This is a genomic window from Shewanella sp. Arc9-LZ (assembly GCF_010092445.1).
Taxonomy (GTDB): domain Bacteria; phylum Pseudomonadota; class Gammaproteobacteria; order Enterobacterales; family Shewanellaceae; genus Shewanella.
This window is the reverse complement of record NZ_CP048031.1, coordinates 1,922,365-1,942,671: the sequence shown is the minus strand read 5'-3', so window position 1 is coordinate 1,942,671 and position 20,307 is coordinate 1,922,365. Positions and strand designations below refer to the sequence as shown.

21 protein-coding genes are annotated in these 20,307 nt (G+C 41.3%); 9 read left to right on the top strand and 12 right to left on the bottom strand.

Annotated features, from left to right (window positions below; genetic code table 11):
* Nucleotides 1-182: 182 nt before the first annotated feature.
* The gene (locus GUY17_RS08315; protein ID WP_011637061.1) at nt 183-380 is read left to right on the top strand and encodes a DUF2986 domain-containing protein; all 198 of its coding nucleotides are present in this window, start codon (nt 183-185) and stop codon (nt 378-380) included.
* A 416-nt stretch (nt 381-796) separates the two neighbouring features.
* Here GUY17_RS08315 and GUY17_RS08310 read toward each other — a convergent pair whose 3' ends face one another.
* Nucleotides 797-2,377 carry an MATE family efflux transporter gene (locus tag GUY17_RS08310; protein ID WP_162022837.1) on the bottom strand — a complete coding sequence of 527 codons (1,581 nt, stop codon included), beginning with the start codon at nt 2,375-2,377 and terminating at the stop codon, nt 797-799.
* A 60-nt stretch (nt 2,378-2,437) separates the two neighbouring features.
* Nucleotides 2,438-3,268 (bottom strand): ion transporter, encoded by an 831-nt coding sequence (locus GUY17_RS08305; protein WP_162022836.1) that lies wholly within the window; start codon nt 3,266-3,268, stop codon nt 2,438-2,440.
* 166 nt (nt 3,269-3,434) lie between these two features.
* Between GUY17_RS08305 and GUY17_RS08300 the strand changes: the two genes are divergently transcribed.
* Together GUY17_RS08300 and GUY17_RS08295 are read left to right on the top strand one after the other, a co-directional pair.
* The gene (locus tag GUY17_RS08300; protein ID WP_101087500.1) at nt 3,435-3,938 is read left to right on the top strand and encodes a murein L,D-transpeptidase family protein; all 504 of its coding nucleotides are present in this window, start codon (nt 3,435-3,437) and stop codon (nt 3,936-3,938) included.
* Between the two features lie 52 nt (nt 3,939-3,990).
* Nucleotides 3,991-4,608 carry a VOC family protein gene (locus tag GUY17_RS08295; RefSeq protein WP_162022835.1) on the top strand — a complete coding sequence of 206 codons (618 nt, stop codon included), beginning with the start codon at nt 3,991-3,993 and terminating at the stop codon, nt 4,606-4,608.
* A 430-nt stretch (nt 4,609-5,038) separates the two neighbouring features.
* Here the strand turns inward: GUY17_RS08295 and GUY17_RS08290 are convergent, their stop codons facing one another.
* Nucleotides 5,039-5,497 carry a GNAT family N-acetyltransferase gene (locus GUY17_RS08290; RefSeq protein ID WP_101087498.1) on the bottom strand — a complete coding sequence of 153 codons (459 nt, stop codon included), beginning with the start codon at nt 5,495-5,497 and terminating at the stop codon, nt 5,039-5,041.
* 21 nt (nt 5,498-5,518) lie between these two features.
* The gene (locus GUY17_RS08285) at nt 5,519-5,830 is read right to left on the bottom strand and encodes a hypothetical protein (protein ID WP_101087497.1); all 312 of its coding nucleotides are present in this window, start codon (nt 5,828-5,830) and stop codon (nt 5,519-5,521) included.
* 32 nt (nt 5,831-5,862) lie between these two features.
* Here GUY17_RS08285 and GUY17_RS08280 point away from each other — a divergent pair, with 32 nt between their 5' ends.
* Nucleotides 5,863-6,012 (top strand): hypothetical protein, encoded by a 150-nt coding sequence (locus tag GUY17_RS08280; RefSeq protein WP_162022834.1) that lies wholly within the window; start codon nt 5,863-5,865, stop codon nt 6,010-6,012.
* Here GUY17_RS08280 and GUY17_RS08275 read toward each other — a convergent pair.
* On the bottom strand, nt 6,001-6,525 hold the full coding sequence (locus GUY17_RS08275) for a GNAT family N-acetyltransferase (RefSeq protein ID WP_162022833.1): 525 nt from the start codon (nt 6,523-6,525) through the stop codon (nt 6,001-6,003). The genes GUY17_RS08280 and GUY17_RS08275 overlap by 12 nt on opposite strands.
* Nucleotides 6,526-6,721: 196 nt before the next feature.
* On the bottom strand, nt 6,722-7,090 hold the full coding sequence (locus tag GUY17_RS08270) for a PH domain-containing protein (RefSeq protein WP_162022832.1): 369 nt from the start codon (nt 7,088-7,090) through the stop codon (nt 6,722-6,724).
* A 434-nt stretch (nt 7,091-7,524) separates the two neighbouring features.
* On the opposite strand from GUY17_RS08270, the gene norV reads away from it, so the two are divergent.
* The 3 genes from norV (at nt 7,525) to GUY17_RS08255 (ending at nt 10,768) form a co-directional block, all read left to right on the top strand.
* Nucleotides 7,525-9,030 carry an anaerobic nitric oxide reductase flavorubredoxin gene (norV, locus tag GUY17_RS08265; protein WP_101087494.1) on the top strand — a complete coding sequence of 502 codons (1,506 nt, stop codon included), beginning with the start codon at nt 7,525-7,527 and terminating at the stop codon, nt 9,028-9,030.
* A complete protein-coding gene (gene norW / locus GUY17_RS08260) occupies nt 9,027-10,172 on the top strand; it encodes an NADH:flavorubredoxin reductase NorW (RefSeq protein WP_162022831.1) in 1,146 nt (381 codons plus the stop codon). The genes norV and norW overlap by 4 nt, the downstream gene beginning before the upstream one ends.
* Nucleotides 10,173-10,432: 260 nt before the next feature.
* The gene (locus GUY17_RS08255; protein WP_101087492.1) at nt 10,433-10,768 is read left to right on the top strand and encodes a DUF1971 domain-containing protein; all 336 of its coding nucleotides are present in this window, start codon (nt 10,433-10,435) and stop codon (nt 10,766-10,768) included.
* A 311-nt stretch (nt 10,769-11,079) separates the two neighbouring features.
* Here GUY17_RS08255 and GUY17_RS08250 read toward each other — a convergent pair whose 3' ends face one another.
* Nucleotides 11,080-11,886: an endonuclease/exonuclease/phosphatase family protein gene (locus tag GUY17_RS08250; RefSeq protein ID WP_259395491.1), complete on the bottom strand. Its 807-nt coding sequence runs from the start codon at nt 11,884-11,886 to the stop codon at nt 11,080-11,082.
* A gap of 322 nt (nt 11,887-12,208) precedes the next feature.
* Between GUY17_RS08250 and cls the strand changes: the two genes are divergently transcribed.
* On the top strand, nt 12,209-13,663 hold the full coding sequence (gene cls, locus GUY17_RS08245; RefSeq protein ID WP_162022829.1) for a cardiolipin synthase: 1,455 nt from the start codon (nt 12,209-12,211) through the stop codon (nt 13,661-13,663).
* A 68-nt stretch (nt 13,664-13,731) separates the two neighbouring features.
* On the opposite strand, the gene GUY17_RS08240 is transcribed toward cls, so the two are convergent.
* Nucleotides 13,732-14,397 carry a DUF3047 domain-containing protein gene (locus GUY17_RS08240; protein ID WP_162022828.1) on the bottom strand — a complete coding sequence of 222 codons (666 nt, stop codon included), beginning with the start codon at nt 14,395-14,397 and terminating at the stop codon, nt 13,732-13,734.
* Nucleotides 14,398-14,602: 205 nt separating this feature from the next.
* Between GUY17_RS08240 and GUY17_RS08235 the strand changes: the two genes are divergently transcribed.
* On the top strand, nt 14,603-16,222 hold the full coding sequence (locus GUY17_RS08235; RefSeq protein WP_162022827.1) for an NAD(P)/FAD-dependent oxidoreductase: 1,620 nt from the start codon (nt 14,603-14,605) through the stop codon (nt 16,220-16,222).
* Nucleotides 16,223-16,398: 176 nt separating this feature from the next.
* Here the strand turns inward: GUY17_RS08235 and GUY17_RS08230 are convergent, their stop codons facing one another.
* The 4 genes from GUY17_RS08230 to GUY17_RS08215 all read right to left on the bottom strand — a co-directional run bounded on the left by GUY17_RS08230 (nt 16,399) and on the right by GUY17_RS08215 (nt 20,307).
* Nucleotides 16,399-16,803, bottom strand: coding sequence for a GFA family protein (locus tag GUY17_RS08230; RefSeq protein ID WP_162022826.1), 405 nt, complete (start codon nt 16,801-16,803; stop codon nt 16,399-16,401).
* A gap of 228 nt (nt 16,804-17,031) precedes the next feature.
* Nucleotides 17,032-17,856 carry a M23 family metallopeptidase gene (locus GUY17_RS08225; RefSeq protein WP_254439928.1) on the bottom strand — a complete coding sequence of 275 codons (825 nt, stop codon included), beginning with the start codon at nt 17,854-17,856 and terminating at the stop codon, nt 17,032-17,034.
* 126 nt (nt 17,857-17,982) lie between these two features.
* Nucleotides 17,983-18,855, bottom strand: a complete 873-nt coding sequence (locus GUY17_RS08220) for a 6-carboxytetrahydropterin synthase (RefSeq protein ID WP_162022824.1) — start codon at nt 18,853-18,855, stop codon at nt 17,983-17,985.
* Between the two features lie 747 nt (nt 18,856-19,602).
* Entirely contained in the window at nt 19,603-20,307 is a 705-nt protein-coding gene (locus tag GUY17_RS08215; RefSeq protein ID WP_162022823.1) for a response regulator, read from the bottom strand.

The window sequence follows — 20,307 nt, the reverse complement described above, 5'->3', positions numbered from 1 at the left end:
GGTTAATTATTGTCGCTGACGGATAAAACACTATATCCAGCTAAGCAATTAAGCTAAAATTAGCATCCAAATTTTCTCGTGATGTTGCCGTAGGCTCCAAGACCAGTGTCATCACGCTCCGATAAGCCGTGTATCGTCTAGAATGATATTAATAGTTTGTCGTTTACAAAGTAAGAAATCAGATGAATAGAAAGCAAGAGATGATCAAAAAATTGGCCAAACGTGCCAAGGCTCGCCAAAATAAAGTGGTGCCGGCTAACCCAAGTAACAAGCCTGTTGAGCGTTATATCTCTAAAGCTGAACGTGAGAAAATTGCGTTAGCGGAAGCGGCTGAACAAACAGTTGCCACAGAAGCCAGCACAGAAACTGACAAAGACTAACACCCATTTACAAGGTGTCAGTATCAAAAATCCCCTATTATTGGTCAAGGCCAAAAATAGGGGCTTTTTATTATCAGCTCTGTGGGCATTAGCCAGAGATTAAATATCTATCATAGCATCACGTCTCGATCCCAATCACATGTAAACTCTATCGCATATACACTAAGTCACATCTAAACTGAATCACATCTACACTAAGTCACATCTTCACTGAGTCTCATCTTCACTGAGTCTCATCTTCACTGAGTCTCATCTTCACTGAGTCTCATCTTCACTGAGTCTCATCTTCACTGAGTCTCATCTACACTGAGTCTCATCTACACTGAGTCTCATCTACACTGAGTCTCATCTACACTGAGTCTCATCTACACTGAATCACATCTAAACTAAGTCACATCTACATAGCATCTATCAGATCAATTGATTTTATCGCTGCTTTTCTCACTGCCAATGTTATCGGTACTAGCGCCATCAGCACCGGCTTTTTCAGTATCATTTGTGTCGCCATTGGCTGTATCGGCGTTGTCTTGTTGAGCAACTTGCTTACACAGTGGATCTTCATCTAATTGAGCCATCTGAGTGCGCCCTGGCATAGGTGAAGGAGCGGCCACCATATCAATGTTTATCGCATCGTCTTCTAGTAGTTGTCGATTAGCACCCGCTGAAAGCATACCTTGGCGGCTAATTTTGTCGACTAATCGATATGCACATAAAATACCTATCACACCAAATATAATTGCCCCAATCACCTGACCAATTAACACCCCAAATACACCGCCCCACTGGGCGCCAAAATACACAAATGGTATGGTGCCGATGGTTGCTTTACCGACATTAAAAAAGGTCGAGTATTTAGCCTTACCTAAATTATTAAATGAGGCATTGGCAATAAACAAAATGCCCGAAAAGATAAAGAACACCGCGATGTACTGACAGAAAAACAAAATAAGCTCTGCCGCATCGCCTTTCATATCAAAACTACTAATAATGACATTTCGTAATAAAAACAGTACCAGTGACACCACCAGAACATAAACAACACAAAATTGAATCGCTTTGTTTAAACTCAATCGAACTCGTTCAATTTCATTGGCACCAAAGTTTTGCCCCACTATCGGTCCGACTGCGCCAGACAGTGCAAAAATCATCCCGAACGAGACGGGGATCAAACGTCCTAACACCGCCCAGCCAGCTACATAACTATCACCAAAATCAGCTATGGCACGCGTTACCACCGCATTACCAATGGGAGTTGCCACATTGGTGAGCATTGCAGGTGCGGCTATGGCAAAAATCACCCCTAGGTCTTGCTTGAACTCAATCCACGAAAATTGACCTAACAGCTTATGCTTAACCACCACTCCGCGAGCTGAGATGACAAACACCGCAATACGGGCCAATACCGATGCAGCCGCAGCACCTTCAATACCCATTGATAAACTAAAGATAAAGATAGGGTCTAATACGGCGTTAACACCGCCACCAGCTAGTGTCGACATCATCGATAGTTTGGCATCACCCACTGCACGCAGCGCGCCGCCAAGCGCCATTGCTAAACAAATAAATGGTAAGGATGGCACCAGAATATACAAATAGCTTTCAGCCAATTCCGCAGTGCGCCCTGTTGCACCCACCAACGCTAACAATTCGGGAATAAACGCTATGACAACTGCAGCCACCAGCACACTGGTAATTAACGTCACGATGGCACTGTTTAAAAATAATCTCTTGGCTAACTTTATGTTTTTCGACCCCACCGCTTTTGACACCAAAGCGCCTAGAGCAATCGATAAGCCGATACCTATCGAAGTCGTAAAAAATGAAATCGTGCTAGCATAACCTGCTGCTGCGGCGAGCTCTATTTCACCAAGTAAGCTTAAAAAGAAAATATCGAGTAAGTCGACCACAAAAAGTGCCGAAATACCCACAGCAGCAGTAGAGCTCATCACCAGGATATGGCGTAAAATGGAACCCTCAACAAATTTAGCAGCGGTCATCAATATCCTTGTGTGTCTATAATAAAAATCAAATCTAAATCAGCTTTACAGGCTGTAACCCTAGAGTTTTTCAAGTTCGCTACCACAATGATTACAATATTCAGCATCTTTATCGTGGCCTTTTTTGCCACAATTGCTGCATTTACGTAAATCACGGGTTCTGACCATTTCATGTGAAATTTCAGCGGTTAAAATACCGGTGGGGATCGCAATAATCGAATAACCAATCAGCATAGTAAGTGCCGCAATCCCTTGGCCCAATGGCGTTTGCGGCGTAATATCTCCGTAGCCAACGGTGGTAATGGTCACCACGGTCCAATACATGGACTTAGGAATGGAAGTAAAGCCATTGTTAGGGCCTTCAACCACATACATAACCACACTTAACACCATAATAATCAGGCTTACCGAGAAGAAAAACATAAACACTTTTCGACCGGACTGCACCATGGCTTTGAGCAATATTTGGCCATCGCTTAGGTATCGAAGTAACTTTAATACTCTAAACACCCGGAATAAACGCAGTACTCTTAACGCTAACGCGACATTGGCACCAGGGAAAATCAACCCTAAATAACTGGGTAAAATTGACACTAAATCCACTACACCAAAAAAACTGCGTGCATAGTGTAACCGATTAAGCGAGCAATAGAGCCTTAATATGTACTCAACGGTAAACAATACCGTAAAGGTCCATTCGGCGATACTAATATAGTCACCGTAAAGGGAATTAACATATTCTGTGGTATCGATAAAAATCAATATCACACTCAGTACAATACAGACCATAAGGGCAATATCGAAACGTTTTCCTGCTGGGGTTTCGGTACCAAAAATCACACTTCTAAGCTGTTTTTTTAGTGGACTGTCGGATTTTTCTTCGATATTCATCTTATTATTCACTGTCTCGGGTAATAAATTGCAAATAAACTCGGTTAACTAATATCAATTAACCCTTGTTGTCGTTAAAATCTAACATTGACTGTCGAGTTTTAACATTCGAAATAGGGTCATTTTACAATAAAAATTAAAAAGGTCATTGGTTTACGGAGATTTCATGCGCGCGTTGTACATAATATTTATAGCCTTAATTTTCAGCCCGTCATTGGCGGTTGCCTCTTCAAGCCAAACTACAGCAAAAGTAGATTTAGTTGTCGTCAATAAATCTGAATCACGCTTATCTGTCATGCGTGACGGAAGAGTGATTAAAAGTTACCTTATTGCCATGGGCGATGTGCCAAGTGGTCATAAGCTTAAAGAAGGTGATCAACGTACTCCGCAAGGTCGTTATGTATTAGATTATAAAAAATCTGATAGTGCATTTTATAAATCGATTCATATCTCTTATCCCAATGAAGAAGATAAATTACGAGCTGATGCATTAGGCATTAGAGCCGGTGGCATGATTATGATCCACGGTGAAAACCCTCGTTCAACTTTACCGCCAGAAGAAGCACAAAAGTACAACTGGACCAATGGATGTATTGCCGTCACCAACAAAGAAATGGATGAATTGTGGCAAATGATTGATGCTGGTACACCGATTGAAATATGGCCATAAGCTTATTCAATCTCAACCATACCATTTTTTGCTTTGTTTCTTGGGTTATTAAATGAATTACCAACATCTACAACATACTTGGGCAGGCTTTAGCCAGCGCATTAGCGCGTTTATTCATCGGTTAGGTTTAGACAACTTAGCATTGAATTGTGATCATGCTGCTCTGCGGGTGAACGATAATCAAACAGCGCAGTTACTCGTCGATGAATTTAGTCAACACGGCAAAATCATCTCTAATAACATCATCAACGGTCGGCCGATTTTAATCATTAAATTAGCCGAACCATTAGTTATCGGTGCGATGAAAATTCAATGTGTTGAACTGCCCTTTCCATCTGACAAATCTTATCCGGTTGAAGGTTGGGAGCATATCGAATTAGTGTTCCCATCACAGGCACAAACCTGTGATGAACTCGTCGCAGAGCTTATTGAAAAAGTGCCACTACTGGCTGATGTTATTGCGGGTAATACTATTGCAGGTAATACTATTGCAGGTAGTACTATTGCAGGTAGTAACGAAAACAGTGATATTAAGGTTAAACAAAGTTCGCCAAAAGGTGATAAAGAGCGCCTTGCTAACCCAACTATCGCATTTAAGGCCAATGGCATTTGCGTTAAAGTACACCCGCACGATATTCAAAAAATTGTTGAGAGTGAACAAGCCTGCTAGGCATAGTACTAATAACGCTTTGTCTGGAAACTGCAGCACTAATATAAAACAAGCCAAACTCAGTTATGCCAATGCTATAACTGAGTTTGGCTTGTTTAGATCAATGATAGAAAGGTTGTAAATCATTAAGCTTTTCAAAACCCATTTAGAGGTCAGTTTTTATGCTTAATTAAAAATCTTAGCGCTAAGTAATGCAAAACAGGCAAAGCTGTGTGTGCCAGTAACAATGAATCAAACAAAAAAATCCACTTTACAATAACCCACTTATCTTTTCCTGTGCACAAGCTATGGCTAAAAAATGCTACACACTCACCTTCTGGGGTCATTAATATTACGATGGCAATGCCAAAAATAATGAAGAAGAGTAATAGTCGCTTACACATTTCATAAATTAGCGCTTTGCTAGGCTTTACCTTTATCACAAATCAATTTACTCAATTAATCTTGTCATAAACAAGCTATTAGGATCTAGTTCATAGTCCGCAAATGGGCCGCTGTAATCAAATTGATGTCGTTCATACAAACGCCTTGCTGGCGCAAAAAAATCCATCGATCCAGTTTCCAAACTCAACCGCTGATAACCACAAGACTTAGCTACGCCCAATATGTGCGATAACAATGCCGATGCTACTCCTTGGTTTCTCGCCATTGCAGCCGTTCGCATAGACTTAATTTCGCCGTGGGTTGGCGTTAACTGTTTTATCGCTACGCACCCAAGTACTATGTCACCTTGTTTGGCACACCAAAAAGTAATTGATGGATGTTTTAAGGCTTCAATATCTAATGCATGAACACTACCCGGTGGCGATGTTGCATACATGTCAGCCAAATGTGCTTGCAGTAACTCAACCACGCCAGAGCCCTGTAAATCATCAATCATAATATCCATGTGCCAAGGCTTCCTTTTGAACTATGACCGTTTATGAAATGCATTTTTATCGAGTAGTTTAATCACCAAATCGATACGTTTATGAGCTAAATAATCATCTCGATGGCTAAAGCCAATCGCGACAAATAACAGTAGCAACCACACAAAATTTTGTTCTACTAATAGGTCTACTTTTGCAATATATAAAATAGCGCCAATAGTCGCCAAACACATCAGCCATTGGATTAACCAAGTATATGGTTTGGGTCTCAGTTTATCTAAATCTGAACGTAAAGCGGTAATGCTATCCGTTTCATAAGATTGGATAATATTATCTGCTTGAGATTCATTCATTTTTACACTCCATTGTAAAAGCCACTCAGTTAATGAGCGAAACGTGGTTAATTAAACCGTTGCGACAATACCCTAAAAGTGAGTCGTGTCACCTAGATTTTATTGAAAACGATTTTACTGAAAACTATTTTGCTGAAAACGTCGATTTTATTGAGAACATGACTCATTTATTAACCACATAACTCCAGTATCATGGTTTGAGTCAGTAATGCACTACCCTCTCGTAGAGTCTGTGTTTCACCAACAGCAACAAAACCAATTGATTTATAGAGATTAACAGCGGCCTCGTTAGCAATAGTAACCTCTAAGCAAACGACTTTTCGATTAGATTTTTTGGCCCAATCAATAATGCTATTCAGTAATAACTTACTAAGTCCATATCCGCGCGCGCGTGGTGACATCCACATTTGATACACATGTGCAGCATCAGTATTCATAGGACTAGAACTAGAACTATGGATCTGTCCCCATGCTAAGCCTACAGCGACGCCATCAAGTTCAGCGATCAGTGGCAATGCATGCTTTGCTCGATTGCTTGCATTAAGACGAGAAATCCACTCTTCGTCGGTAAATTCAGCTTCTCGTTCATAAGTCGAGCCAAACGAATCTGGCGAGTCTTGTAATGCTAATAAACGTAACCTTCTATAGATTTCCCAATCACTCATCAGCAACACTCTGATTTGAACATTAGCCATATTTACAATTTTACACCTCACGTTTTAGTCTTTCTCGACGCCAGATAACTGACGAAACGACCCACTTAACACTCCTCAGTTTCAGCATTAAATTCTAGACTAAACTCATATTTTACAACAGATTAAACCTTAATGGTTCGTTTGTTGAAATTATCAATTTATTAAGCAATTATTGACAATAGCGGCATTTGCAGACCTATAATAAATAACCTGAGATTATTTTTGATATCTCCAGCATTGAGGCCTTACCAGTAAACTCAAACCTAACTTTGCCTATCGCTGAAAAGTATATTTCTAGTTCGGAATCGAGATCGAATGTCCCCGATGTTTCAATTGAGTAAGCGACAATATTTTTGTAAGGCAAAGATGTAAAATCTTTTTTACTTCCTGTAATGCCTTGAACATTAACAGCGATAATTCTTTTACTGGTAAAAATGACACCATCACGCATGGATTTATATGAATCAATGACTCGTTCATCATCGATAAGTAAATCGCGGGCTTTGTCTGCAAAATCAGAATTCTGCTTCAGTTTGAAAAAACCTTTATTATTAAAATCTATCATCTAACATCCTTTTTACATCTGACATCCAAAGGGATTGAATTAATACAAATTTTACGACATAAACAGCTCAGTAAATTTCGTGGTTATCGTATTCTAGTGAATAGCCTTAGCTTAATGTAATAACAATTACATTACAAAATGCAACTGAAGCAAGCATTTATCTCAGTTTGTATTAGCTGATAAATAGCGATAAAGCCTGTGATTGGCATTTCATCAATAATGTCGTTTTAGAACACAACAAGAAGTCAATATGACAACTTAGCGTCATATTGACAATATACAGCATGTCTTTATGACACCAATAAAATTCACTAAATATACATTACCTGCATATAATCAATAAGATAAACAGTTGGCATGCACTCTGCAATAACGAAGTTAACTTTTGAAATATCTCTATCAACTTTAACTTCTAATTTATTACAGGTGTACATATGACAATTCACATTAAAAATAACATCGATTGGGTTGGACAACGTGACTGGGAAATATTGGACTTCCATGGTACTGAATATAAAACCACCAAAGGCACCAGTTATAATAGTTACCTTATTCGTGAACAGAAAAATGTTTTAATCGATACTGTTGACCATCGTTTCAGCCTGCAATTTATCCAAAACCTTGAGATGGAAATTGATCTCGATAAGATTGATTACATCGTCATTAACCATGCGGAAGAAGATCACTCAGGTGCCTTAGCGGCTTTAATGGCTAAAATTCCCAATACCCCGATTTACTGTACCGAAAATGCTATCGACTCTATTACTGGCTTACATCACCATACAGAGTGGAATTTTAATATTGTTAAAACCGGCGATACCTTAGACATTGGTAACGGTAAGCAGCTGGTGTTCATTGAAACTCCTATGTTGCATTGGCCTGACAGCATGATGACCTATTTAACGGAAGATGCTGTGTTGTTTAGCAATGATGCGTTCGGTCAGCATTACTGCGATGAGCATTTGTTTAATGACGAAGTAGACCAAATTGAATTGATGGATCAATGTTTACGCTATTATTCCAATATTTTAACCCCGTTTAGCTCGCTGGTTACCGCCAAAATTAACGAGGTGCTAAGCTTTAACCTGCCCGTTGACATGATTGCTACCGCCCATGGCGTAGTGTGGCGCGACAACCCAGCACAGATTATTCATCAATATCTGCAATGGGCAGATAACTATCAGGAAGACAGAATCACCATTTTTTATGATTCGATGTCTAATAACACCCGCATGATGGCCGATGCCATTGCTCAAGGCATCCACGACGTTGACCCTGTTGTGTCGGTTAAAGTGTTTAACGTGGCCCGTCATGATAAAAATGACATATTAGCCAACGTGTTCCGCTCCAAAGGTATTTTGGTAGGCTCATCAACCATGAACAATGTCATGATGCCGAAAGTCGCGGGAATGCTAGAAGAGATCACAGGCCTGCGCTTTAAAGATAAAAAAGCCGGAGCATTTGGAAGTTATGGCTGGAACGGCGGCGCCGTTGACCGTATTCACACCCGTCTTACAGATGCCGGATTTGAAACCATTGTCGGCTTAAAAGCAAAATGGCGACCAGATGGTAAAGCGATGCGCGAATGCCGTGAGCACGGTCGCCAGATAGCTAAAAGCTGGGCATGGCATGATTTAAGTAATGTAAAATCCATTTCACCGGCATCGCTAGCTAAGAGCGCTCAAGCCACTGTAACCACTAAGCCAACTCAAGCAACTCAAGCAACCAAACCGACATGTACAACAGCGACGGCAATGAGTGATTCACAAAATATGCTCTGCACTGTGTGTAATTGGGTATATGAGCCAGTATTGGGTGAGCCTAATCAAGATGTAACACCAGGTACACCGTGGAGCGAAGTGCCAGACTTTTTCCTTTGCCCAGATTGCGGCCTTGGCAAAGATGTTTTTGTCCCTATCGCTGAGAGGAAAGCATCATGAGCGCACCCATCATTATCATCGGTAGCGGCTTTGGCTCATACCAACTAATCAAAACCATTAGACGCACAGATAAGCATTTACCGATAACCGTGTTCACCCTTGATGAAGGCCACGATTATAATAAACCGGACTTGAGCCATGTATTTAGTAACAAGCAAAACAGTGCGGACTTAATCCGCCTTACTGCACAAGAGTTTGCCTCCGAGAATAATATTACTCTGCATGCTTTTACCAAGGTTGATTGCATTGATAGTGAACAGCAAGCGGTGTTTGTTGAAGGTGTTGCTTACCCTTATACAAAACTGGTGCTAGCAACAGGAGCAAAAACCTTTGTGCCATCAATGCTTGGTAACGCAACAGACAGTGTGGTCACCTTAAACAGTCTTAGTGAGTTTAATAATGCGCAGCTGCAACTACAAAATGCACAACGTGTTTTGGTTATTGGAGCGGGTATTATCGGCACTGAAATAGCCATGGATCTTAATCGCAGCGGTAAAAACGTCGTGGTGGTTGATCCAAGTCACGGCGTGATGGCAACCATGCTGCCAGATTTAGTCGCCAGTGTTTTACAAAAGAAGATGGTCGATAACGGTGTTGTATTTGAGTTTGGCCGTACCATTAGTTCGCTAAACAAAATTGAATCAGGTATTTGTGCCACACTCAGTTGTGGTAATACCCATATTGTCGATTGTGTTATTTCAGCTGCGGGATTAAAGGCTAATGTTGGCTTAGCACGAAAGTCAGGATTCAAAGTCAATAATGGCTTAGTGGTTAATCTGCAACTGCAAACCTCAGCGAACAATGTTTATGCCTTAGGAGATTGCGCCGAAATCAATGGTAAGGTGATGTCCTACTTGCAGCCCATTATGTTAAGCGCCAATGCGTTAGCGAAAACCTTATTAGGCCAACCGACAGATTTGAAACTACCGGCTATGTTAGTCAAAGTTAAAACACCGCAAATGCCCATTCAATTAGGCGGGAATACCGTAATTGACGTTGCATCGTGGCAGGTTGATATTGATGCTCTGGGTTGCTCAGTAAAAGCGTACAATGAGCAAAAACAGATAATCGGTTTTGTGGTAACAGAAGGCCACATGAACAATACCTTCCCGCTACTCAGAGCCTTACCAGCAAGTCTTTAGTATTTTATCGAGTAGGCTTTACTCATAAAGCCTACTCATCAATCAACTTAACCTGAATTTGGGATAAGGGATGAACTTATGCTATTTAAAATCAGCATGTTAACCCTCCTCACTTTCAAGCTTGTCATTGGTTATGCGAACAAGGCGAATTGACGCGTCAATAGCTAGCCTATTGTAAGTCGATTCAACGCAGTTAGCAGGGCAAAGGGCTGTTTGAAAGGCGTTTATTATCCCGAGTTCAGGTTATTTAGGAGAACATTATGTCTCATCAACGTATCCCAGCAAACTGGACAATTCAACGCTCTACGCCATTTTTCACCACTAAAAATGTGCCTGATGCGCTACTGACTCACCACAATACCGCCGAAGGTGTATTCGGCCAGTTATGTGTAATGGAAGGTGTGGTCACGTATTTTGGTTTTGCAGACAGCGAAGCAACTGAACCAGAAGTAAAAGTGGTGATCAAAGCAGGCCAATTTGCCACTAGCCCACCAGAGTACTGGCATCGTATTGAATTAAGCCCTGATGCCCAGTTCAATCTTAATTTCTGGTCTGAAAAAGATAAAACCGGCCAAGCGATGTTTAATAAGAAATAATTAATTGAAGCTGTGGCAGATAAAAAAATCAATATTGAGAGACATATCAAGCTACTGATATAGTCGTTTAATCAGCGGGTTAATTAACGATAAGATCATAATGTATTATGCTCTTATCGTTTTAACTTGCACAAAACACACATTAAATCGTTAAAGGTTATTTTACTCGAATTGAAAAATGACTGTGAATCGATTTTAACATTGATGTGCCTGTCAGCCGCACCAATCAATTAATCTTGAGCGAGCCCATGCGGTCTTTATGACCTTTAACACAACTTTAATCAGTTAATAGCCGTCATAAACGATGAGCGTTAACTTTCGCCTAATCTAAATTGCGCTAACAAAGGATAATGGTCTGAGCTTTTAGTCATAATGACCCGAGATGACTCTAAAGTTAGTCCTCGATAATAAAGGTGATCAATTGGATAGCCCATCACGGTTGTGCGTTTGTCATCCGCGGGGATCACCGCTTTTAGCCCTAATTTCTTTGTCATCAAGGCTAACATTGATAATCTGGCTTGACGCCAAGTATTTAAATCCCCGCCGAAAATTATCGGTCCTTTATGAGCACTTAACGCTGGTAGTAGCTGCTGTAACTGCGCAGCATAACTGTCTAGATCATACTCAAAGTTAATACTGTGCAAGTTAGCCACCAGCAAAGTTTCACCATTCGATAAGGGGAAATAACTTAACAAACTCGACTTGGGAAACTGTATTAGGGGTTCAGCCGTCAAATAACCGCAACTTTCACTCGCAGCAACTTGAGACAAGCTCATCACCCCTAGTGGTATATGGTCTTGGCTAAATGCTTGCACCATCGCCAATTGTTGGTGATGTTGTTGGCGCCACAACTGAAACTCGTCAGATAACTTCACCTCTTGCAGCAACAATAATTGATGTTGTTTAGCTAACTGACTGAGCAGCGTTTGCCAGCCAGCATTTTGCTGTTTATAAACATTCCAGCTCGCGACCGCCAGTTGGCCATCAGTATCCAATTTAGCGATAGGTGTGGCTTTTACACATTGTGCAGCAAACGACTCTTGCTCATTATTAATCACTTGAGGCTCTGTGGCTAAATGCACAAATTTTGGCACAACCACAACTGTCATCATCAACAATATGACGATAACCAGACTTCCCCATCGAGCAAGCCCAAGCAGTTTACGCTTAGGCTGTAAGGTCGATGTTGGCTTTGAGCGAAAAATACCGATGGATGAATACCTCTATTCGTTTTGGGAGGGCTATCTGAAAATGACTTAAAGTGACTTAAAGTGATGCTAGCGTTTGGTTCGCTTTAAACTGAATAGCACCAGAGTCTTTATAATAAAACAAACTGTTTGATATACCCAGCCGTACAGACGGATGACTGTAGACCATACCGATTGAAAACCTGATATGATAAGTGCATGTTTTTCTACATGATTGATACACTGGCTAGCTATGGTTGAGCTTTATAAAATATTAACGATAATCAGCGTATTAGCTTATTGGCTGCTCATTGCTGGTATCACCACGCGTATTGTCTATAAACGGCGATCTATTGGTGTTTCCTTAGCTTGGATGATGCTTATTTTTGTTGTCCCCATCTTAGGTATTTTCCTTTATTTCCTCGTTGGCGAGATGAACCTTGGTAAAACCCGCGCAGTGAGAGCTAAAGAGATGTACGGCCCCTATCGGGAATGGTTTCGTCGACTGTTTGCCATTCAGCAATATCGTCCTCACAACTTAAGTGATTACGCGATTCCCATAAGCCATTTATGTGAAAAACGTCTGGGCATTCCTACGTTAGCCAATAATCAACTAACACTTAAATCATCCGCCGAAACGATTTTAACAACCCTGATTGAAGACATACAACAAGCGCAAACCTCGATTCATTTAGAGTTCTATATTTGGCATCCTGGTGGGCTTGCTGACCAAGTTGCCCAAGCACTTATTCAAGCTGCTCAACGCGATGTGGCAGTGAGAATATTATTAGATGCTGCAGGAAGTCGAACCTTTTTTAACAGTAAGTGGCCAAAAAAAATGCGTGAAGCTGGCATAAATTTGGTATCCGCACTGTCTGTTTCTCTTGTACGTATGATCTTCCGCCGTTTAGATCTTCGCCTTCATCGTAAAATAGTCGTGATAGACAACCAAATCGGTTATACCGGCTCAATGAATCTAGTCGATCCTAAATATTTTAAGCAAAGCGCTGGTGTTGGTGAGTGGGTTGATGTCATGGTGAGAATTACCGGCTCCAGTGTGCCAGTGCTTAACTGCATTCTCGCCTGGGATTGGGAAACCGAAACAGACCAGAGAATGTTACCCGAACCGCCACAATGCCATCCGCACGACGAGGAACCATCTGACATGGTTCAAGTTATTCCATCAGGACCCGGTATGCCTGAGGATATGATCCAACAAGTTTTATTGCTCAGTATTTATCAAGCAAAACACAGCATCACCATCACTAGCCCTTATTTTGTCCCCAGTGAAAACCTACTGTTTGCATTAACAGCAGCTGCATTACGGGGGGTGGAGGTCAATTTAATCATACCCGATAAAAACGACTCAATGATGGTGGAATGGGCCAGCAGATCTTTCTTTGGCGAGTTACTGAATGCAGGTGTCAATATTCATCGTTTTCGTGGCGGTTTACTGCACACAAAGTCAGTGGTCATTGACCTGCACCATAGTCTAATCGGCACAGTTAATCTTGATATGCGCAGCCTATGGCTTAACTTTGAAGTGACTCTTTCTGTTGAAAATTTAGAATTCACTCAATCGCTTAGTGAAGTCCAACATCAATATATGGCTAATTCAATAAAAATGGATGCGCGCCAGTGGCGTAAAAGACCGTTAGTTAAACGATTAGTCGAGCAGTTTTTTTACTTATTTAGCCCACTACTTTAACGATAAAGTAAAAATCAATGCGACTTTGCTAGGTCGCTAACCACCAGTAAATGCAGGTTGATCAGTTGCTATTTTTCAGTAAATATTATGTCGCCATAATACGTTTCTGCATCTTTGCCACTGTTGTCGGTATCGGTCATAATCGCAATCATATCGATGTATTGATACGCTTTGCGGTTAGCGTTTTCACTGCCTTTATCCCCAAATGTTTCAATCAAATCTTGATACACATTGCGTTTTTCTTCATACCACTGACTTTGCTGCGATTGCTGTCCTCGCACAGACATCATTTTAACACTTGAGCCAGCAAAAGCGTTGTTCCAAACCAAGCCTTTGGCTTGATTGCTCGACCAAACATAGTTTAATGATTTGGTGTTCCACACCATAAAACCACCATCAATAACCACGTAAACTCGCGCCACAAAATCATCACCAGCTTTACTTCGCTCGTCTAACTCCGGCAGCGTCTTTTCAACTAACCAACTCCAGTTTAGGTAAGGCGTTGCAATGAGGTCAATTTGCTTTTCTAGCACCAGGCCTGACGCGGAATGGTGACTAAGTGCTTTTAGCGCTAGGCGCCCTTTATAGTCTCCAACGCTGTAAATTGATTCACCAGAGAATACTTTGGTGGTCCAACTCTCAATCCCGTTATCACTCAATAAAGTCACATTGGTTGCAGCTTGCACGTTCACACAAACTGTTACGCTATAAAGAAATATAATCCATCGCAACATATGCACTTCCTATCGCCCTACTCGCTTGTATCACACTGAGTTCACCCGCTAGAGTGAGCTAAACTGGGTGATCGGTTTTACTATTTAATCATGAAGGTAAAGAATACAGCATGACATAGAGCAAGTACCATCAATAGATAATTTCATTTTAAGGTTAAATCACGTAAACTACGCGCTGTTTTTTAAGTCTCTTTTTAGGTAAATCATGATCCGTTTAAACCAAGTAAAATTGCCTCTCGACCATAATGAAGATGCGCTGCAACAACTCGTATTGCAAAGGCTCTCTATCTCAGCGGATCAGCTGGTTGATATACATGTGTTTAAGCGTGGCTACGATGCCCGTAAAAAGAATTTAATTTCGTTAATTTATACATTAGATGTGACATTAGCCAATGTAGACGAAGCCGCGTTATTGACATCACTTGCTGACGACCATAATATCCGCGTGTCGCCAGATACCGATTATAAATATGTCGCGACTGCTCCAGAAGGCTTAACGGAACGTCCATTGGTAATAGGCATGGGACCATGCGGCTTGTTTGTTGGGCTTATGTTGGCACAAATGGGCTTTAAACCGATTATTTTAGAGCGTGGAAAATCTGTCCACGAACGCGCTAAAGATACCTTCCGTTTTTGGCGTACCAGTGAGTTAAACACTGAATCAAACGTACAATTTGGTGAAGGTGGCGCTGGCACATTCTCTGATGGGAAGTTATATAGCCAAGTTAAAGACCCTGGCTTTAAAGGCTTAAAAGTCAAACAAGAATTTGTCGCTGCGGGTGCACCAGCTGAAATCATTTATGTTAGTAAACCACACATAGGTACCTTTAAGTTGGTCACCATGGTGGAAAAAATGCGCCGCGAAATAATCCGTTTAGGCGGTGAAATTCGCTTTGAAACCCGTGTTGATGAAATCAACATTACTGACCGTCAAGTGACTGGTGTCACCCTGAGAAATGGCGAAGTACTGCATTCTAAGCATGTTATTGCTGCGATTGGTCACAGTGCCCGTGATACTTTCCAAATGTTACATGATAAAGGCGTGTATATGCAGGCGCAGTCATTTTCGATTGGCTTTCGTATTGAACATAAGCAAGAGATGATTGATAAAGATCGCTTTGGCGTTAACGCGGGTCACCCAATGTTAGGTGCAGCAGATTATAAGTTAGTCCACCATTGCAAAAGTGGTCGCAGTGTTTACAGCTTTTGTATGTGCCCTGGTGGTGTGGTTGTGGCGGCGACGTCTGAAGAACATGCAGTAGTGACTAATGGCATGAGCCAATATTCGCGTAGTGAACGTAATGCCAACAGTGCCATTGTGGTTGGCATTGATCCGAGTGATTTTGACAACGATCCACTTCAAGGTATTGCGCTACAACGTAAATTGGAACGCCACGCCTATATCATGGGCGGCAGCAATTATGATGCTCCAGCGCAAATGGTCGGTGACTTTTTAGCTGCAGGTGTTGGTAAACCGTTTGAAAACGTTGAGCCGTCTTATAAACCCAACGTAAAAATGACCGATTTAAGCGATGCATTACCGCAATTCGCTATCGATGCTATTCGTGAAGCCATTCCAGCATTTGGTAAAAAAATTCGTGGTTTTGACAGTAAAGATGCCATGTTAACCGGCGTTGAAACTCGTACCTCTTCACCGGTACAAATTAAACGTGGTGCCGATTTTCAAAGCATTAACACCAAAGGTTTATATCCTGCAGGTGAAGGCGCCGGTTATGCTGGCGGGATTTTATCGGCGGGTATTGACGGTATCAGTATTGCAGAAGCCGTTGCATTAGACATGATTAAAGAAATGACAAACAGTTAAACCCATCTTTAATAAACAGAGCAATCATATTTGAATGCTCTGTTTATTGCTTCATCGCAACAATAACATTAGATTTATTTTCAAATTCAGAGCCATTCATGATGAGGTTTTCTATTAGATACTCAGAGATGGAAATACAATACCTAATGCCTTTTATTAACATGCCTTACCATTTGCTATACAACGTCTCGGTCTGATGGATGGTTTACCCCATCACTCGTTTGTACATCACCTAAATCAAATGGATTAACACCGTCTAAACAAGCTATGTTAAAACCGTATTCAGTCGGGTTTGAGCGACGTTGATGATGAGTATAAATACCACAATGAGAACAGAAATAATGTTTCGCGGTATTGGTGTTAAATTGATAAAGCGTTAACACATCTTGACCTTTTACCACCCTAATCCCGCCCAGTTTAACAGAGCCAGCAATCGCACCTTTTCTACGACAAATTGAACAATCACAGCGTCGTGGATTTTCGATACCATTGGGTAACGTGAGCTCGAGTTCAACGGCACCACAATGACATGTTGCTTTGTGCTTTAACTCAATAACGGTATTACCCACTTGCTTGATCATAACCAGAGCCCTTTGTGATGTCGACGATAAGCATTTAGTCGTTCGATATAAGTTTGTCGCTTAAAGTGAGAAAACGTTTCAACATAATCAGTTTAGTGAGGCAAATAGCGTTGACGTTGTGGTGAATTCAGGACGTATGAAGTGCAAGTTATCAAGCGAATAGCATTACCATTGAATAAAGGGTTCCGGTTCAATCGTCATACCGAAACCCTAACATATGGCTTAACACTATTTTGCCGCTTTTTCCGCTGCCAGTACTGTCGCCATTGACGGTACAATCGAAACGGGGTCTAAACGCATTTGGAACCAGTTTAAGCGCCAGTCTAAATGCGGGCCAGTCACTCGACCGGTGGCACCAATTTCAGCGACCTTATCACCCTGCACAACTTTATCACCAACGGTTAAATACAATTTACTCAGGTGCAAAAAGGTAGAGCTAACACCATAGCCGTGGTCGATAATCACTGTGCCACCAGAATAAAACATATCTGGCTCAGCTAACGTAATAACACCATCTGCTGGCGCAACCACTACCGTGCCTGTTGGACGGGCAACATCAACACCAAAATGCGGATTACCTGGTACGTCGTTGTATACCCGCTGGCTGCCATAAACACCTGAAATTCTGCCAGTAACCGGCCAAATAAATGTTTGCATAAATGCCTGTTGTTGACTAAATAAGTCTCTGGCAGCGCGAGTCTGTTTGGCATCTTTTGCCGCTCTGGCTTGGGCTATTGGATCCGGCTTCATTATTTTTTGGCTGATGCCTGTGACGCGATCAATTTGGTATTGTCGTGCGGCTATGGTTAACGGCTTAATTTCTGTTAATCCGTCTGGATAAATGACTTTAAACACTTGTTCTGACTTAGCGTCTCTATCAAATCCAATGGCAAACTGACCATTTGGGGTGACCTTTACCGATTGGCCATTAAGTAATACTTTACTGCCGACCGGCACTGCGCCGCGCACCAATGCACCTTGTTCAAACTGGCCTTGAAATGTCACAGCGGCAATCGCACTAGCACTTAAGCCACAAAAGCTGACCACCAGCATTGCAACTGTTGATATCGATTTTAAAACGGTATTTTTTAATAACATAATCGAAACGCATTCCTTGTTAATAACACCAAAAAACATAAAAAAAGGGCCACCTTAAGGCAGCCCATTAATAATACTTGATTAACCTCTTACCGCAATGGCCCCTTTGCCAATACCTTCATAAGCGATAACTTTAAAATGACTTTCAGGCGCTTGACTTGCCAATGTCTTTGCCATGTATTCAGCTAGCATCTCAACCGTGGTGTCGTGAGGAATTAAGTCACAACAATGCTTAGGCATCGCTAATTGAAAATCACCTTGAGGCGCAACATAGTGAAAACCAAAATGAGTTTCGTCGCTGATTTTAGTCTGCTTCGACAACTCTAGTGTTTTCACTGACACTAAGTCTTCTTCAGTGCCGAGGTAAATATCATGCCAACGTTCTGCCCAGTATTGGTCCCATTTCGGCTCTGCAATACCATTTTCAAATACGGTTACCGGGCTACGATGACCATGCGCAATACGCTGACAGTTACCGTCATGTTTACGTAATCCGTGGCTGTAATGGTAAAACGGGGTATCGAGCACTTCGCTGCGCAATGTGAGGCTGATGCCTTGGACATTTTCAGGTAACACTTCACGTAAGGCTTTTTTCAAAAAGTCATTAACGCTTTGGTAGTCAATCACTTCTGTAGGAATAAGCGCAAATGCTTGTGAAGGACATGCTAAATGTATGTCACCTTTTTCACTGCTAAAATCCATCCAAACTCGGTCGCTTTTTTGCTGCCAGCGCACTTCGCTACACGCAGTAGGGATTAACAAGCGATGATCGGCTACATCATCAATGGTGTTTTTGATGATGCGTTTAACCTTGCCAAAGTCGAGCACCATATTTTGCTCATCTAAGCCGCCATCTAATAGCACATCGACAATCCAGCTTTCACCAACCATGCCACGAACAGGACAAAGGTAAGAGAAATCGATAACGGTTAAATCTTTTACAAACAGTTGCATTAATGCTCCTAGGCAGAAAAACAGTCCACCTCAGTATAAATGTATTCCTAACGGCGCATGCCAGTGGAAGGTCTATCTTACGTGATCGGAATTTATCCGACTATCAACTCTTAGTCTAACATTCACGGGTTAATTGCCACGTTCTGCTAGTGATGATTAATAACGCGCCAGTATATTCAATGCCAGCACAAGACAACGTTGATACCCTAAATAATATCAACGACATTCTAAACAAAAGCCACGCTTTGAGCGAGTAAACATCGTAGATAAATGTAATAAATCGATAAAGCTGCTGCAATGCACCTGAATCGGATAATAATCTTGCTAGGGGGAACAGCAACAACGATATGCTGAGCATTTTATAAAACGCTTAGAAAAGGATTAACGTGTTTACTTGAAAGGTTAACGATATTAATAGCGTTAAGGTCAAATTATGACGGTTCCTGGTAACCACCAATAAATACTGCGACCAACGTAATGGTCAGAAAAATCTGACAGCACAGCAGTAATAATAAAATTAGTGACGGCATAAAACTATTCCTTGTTAATCCAGACAGCTAGGAGCATTAGGTATAGTGATGTTAGCAATCAAAAGCGCAAAAATAGTGCAGATTTAAAGGAGTTTTGCCGAAACTAAAGCTGATCAGTAATACACATTAATCGCCAGCTACTAAGCTTACCCATTACATTAGGATGCTTATTAAACGGCTTTAAAACGTAAAATAGACTTACCAATAAAATGCAGCATTACTCTACCTTATAACCCACACCATAAATGGAATGCAGTAACTCCTTTTGTTGGCTGGCTTGGGTTAACTTATGTCGTAGATTTTTCACATGACTGTCAATGGTACGTGAACTAACAATACGATCGTCGACATAACACACCTGCATGAGGCTATCTCGAGAGTGCACCACACCTGGCCGTTTTAGCAAAGTATGCAGTAATCTAAACTCAACAGGGGTTAATTCTACGTTTTGTTGGTCGACCTGACATTTAAAGCGTTCGATATTGATTTGTAGATGTTTATAACGAATAACCTGCTCGCTTTGACTGCCATGGGTATTCTCAACTCGTCTTAAAATCGTTTTTACCCGAGCAACGACTTCCCTAGCCGAAAATGGCTTACACACATAATCGTCTGCGCCGATGTCTAAGCCCATTAAGCGGTCAATTTCATCTACCCGCGCCGTTAACATTAACACTGGCAGCATTGAAAATTGTCTCAACTCACGACAAATGGTTAAACCATCTTTATAGGGCAACATCAAATCTAGAATCATAAAGTCAATTTGTTGAGACTTAATTGTTTCAATTACATCACGACCATCGTGTTGTACCAAGGTGTTAAAACCTTCGAGGGTTAAAAAGTCGACTAAAATCTGCGCTATTTTAGGCTCGTCTTCTACCACTAATATGGTCAATGGTTGTTGATGAACATGTCCACTCAT

Excerpts from the sequence above, each read along its gene's own strand:
- GUY17_RS08315 (WP_011637061.1), top strand. The coding sequence starts at position 183 with ATGAATAGAAAGCAAGAGATGATCAAAAAATTGGCCAAACGTGCCAAG.
- GUY17_RS08310 (WP_162022837.1), bottom strand. The coding sequence starts at position 2,377 with ATGACCGCTGCTAAATTTGTTGAGGGTTCCATTTTACGCCATATCCTG.
- GUY17_RS08305 (WP_162022836.1), bottom strand. The coding sequence starts at position 3,268 with ATGAATATCGAAGAAAAATCCGACAGTCCACTAAAAAAACAGCTTAGA.
- GUY17_RS08300 (WP_101087500.1), top strand. The coding sequence starts at position 3,435 with ATGCGCGCGTTGTACATAATATTTATAGCCTTAATTTTCAGCCCGTCA.
- GUY17_RS08295 (WP_162022835.1), top strand. The coding sequence starts at position 3,991 with ATGAATTACCAACATCTACAACATACTTGGGCAGGCTTTAGCCAGCGC.
- GUY17_RS08290 (WP_101087498.1), bottom strand. The coding sequence starts at position 5,497 with ATGGATATTATGATTGATGATTTACAGGGCTCTGGCGTGGTTGAGTTA.
- GUY17_RS08285 (WP_101087497.1), bottom strand. The coding sequence starts at position 5,830 with ATGAATGAATCTCAAGCAGATAATATTATCCAATCTTATGAAACGGAT.
- GUY17_RS08280 (WP_162022834.1), top strand. The coding sequence starts at position 5,863 with ATGAGCGAAACGTGGTTAATTAAACCGTTGCGACAATACCCTAAAAGT.
- GUY17_RS08275 (WP_162022833.1), bottom strand. The coding sequence starts at position 6,525 with ATGGCTAATGTTCAAATCAGAGTGTTGCTGATGAGTGATTGGGAAATC.
- GUY17_RS08270 (WP_162022832.1), bottom strand. The coding sequence starts at position 7,090 with ATGATAGATTTTAATAATAAAGGTTTTTTCAAACTGAAGCAGAATTCT.
- norV (WP_101087494.1), top strand. The coding sequence starts at position 7,525 with ATGACAATTCACATTAAAAATAACATCGATTGGGTTGGACAACGTGAC.
- norW (WP_162022831.1), top strand. The coding sequence starts at position 9,027 with ATGAGCGCACCCATCATTATCATCGGTAGCGGCTTTGGCTCATACCAA.
- GUY17_RS08255 (WP_101087492.1), top strand. The coding sequence starts at position 10,433 with ATGTCTCATCAACGTATCCCAGCAAACTGGACAATTCAACGCTCTACG.
- cls (WP_162022829.1), top strand. The coding sequence starts at position 12,209 with ATGGTTGAGCTTTATAAAATATTAACGATAATCAGCGTATTAGCTTAT.
- GUY17_RS08240 (WP_162022828.1), bottom strand. The coding sequence starts at position 14,397 with ATGTTGCGATGGATTATATTTCTTTATAGCGTAACAGTTTGTGTGAAC.
- GUY17_RS08235 (WP_162022827.1), top strand. The coding sequence starts at position 14,603 with ATGATCCGTTTAAACCAAGTAAAATTGCCTCTCGACCATAATGAAGAT.
- GUY17_RS08230 (WP_162022826.1), bottom strand. The coding sequence starts at position 16,803 with ATGATCAAGCAAGTGGGTAATACCGTTATTGAGTTAAAGCACAAAGCA.
- GUY17_RS08225 (WP_254439928.1), bottom strand. The coding sequence starts at position 17,856 with ATGCTGGTGGTCAGCTTTTGTGGCTTAAGTGCTAGTGCGATTGCCGCT.
- GUY17_RS08220 (WP_162022824.1), bottom strand. The coding sequence starts at position 18,855 with ATGCAACTGTTTGTAAAAGATTTAACCGTTATCGATTTCTCTTACCTT.
- GUY17_RS08215 (WP_162022823.1), bottom strand. The coding sequence starts at position 20,307 with ATGAGTGGACATGTTCATCAACAACCATTGACCATATTAGTGGTAGAA.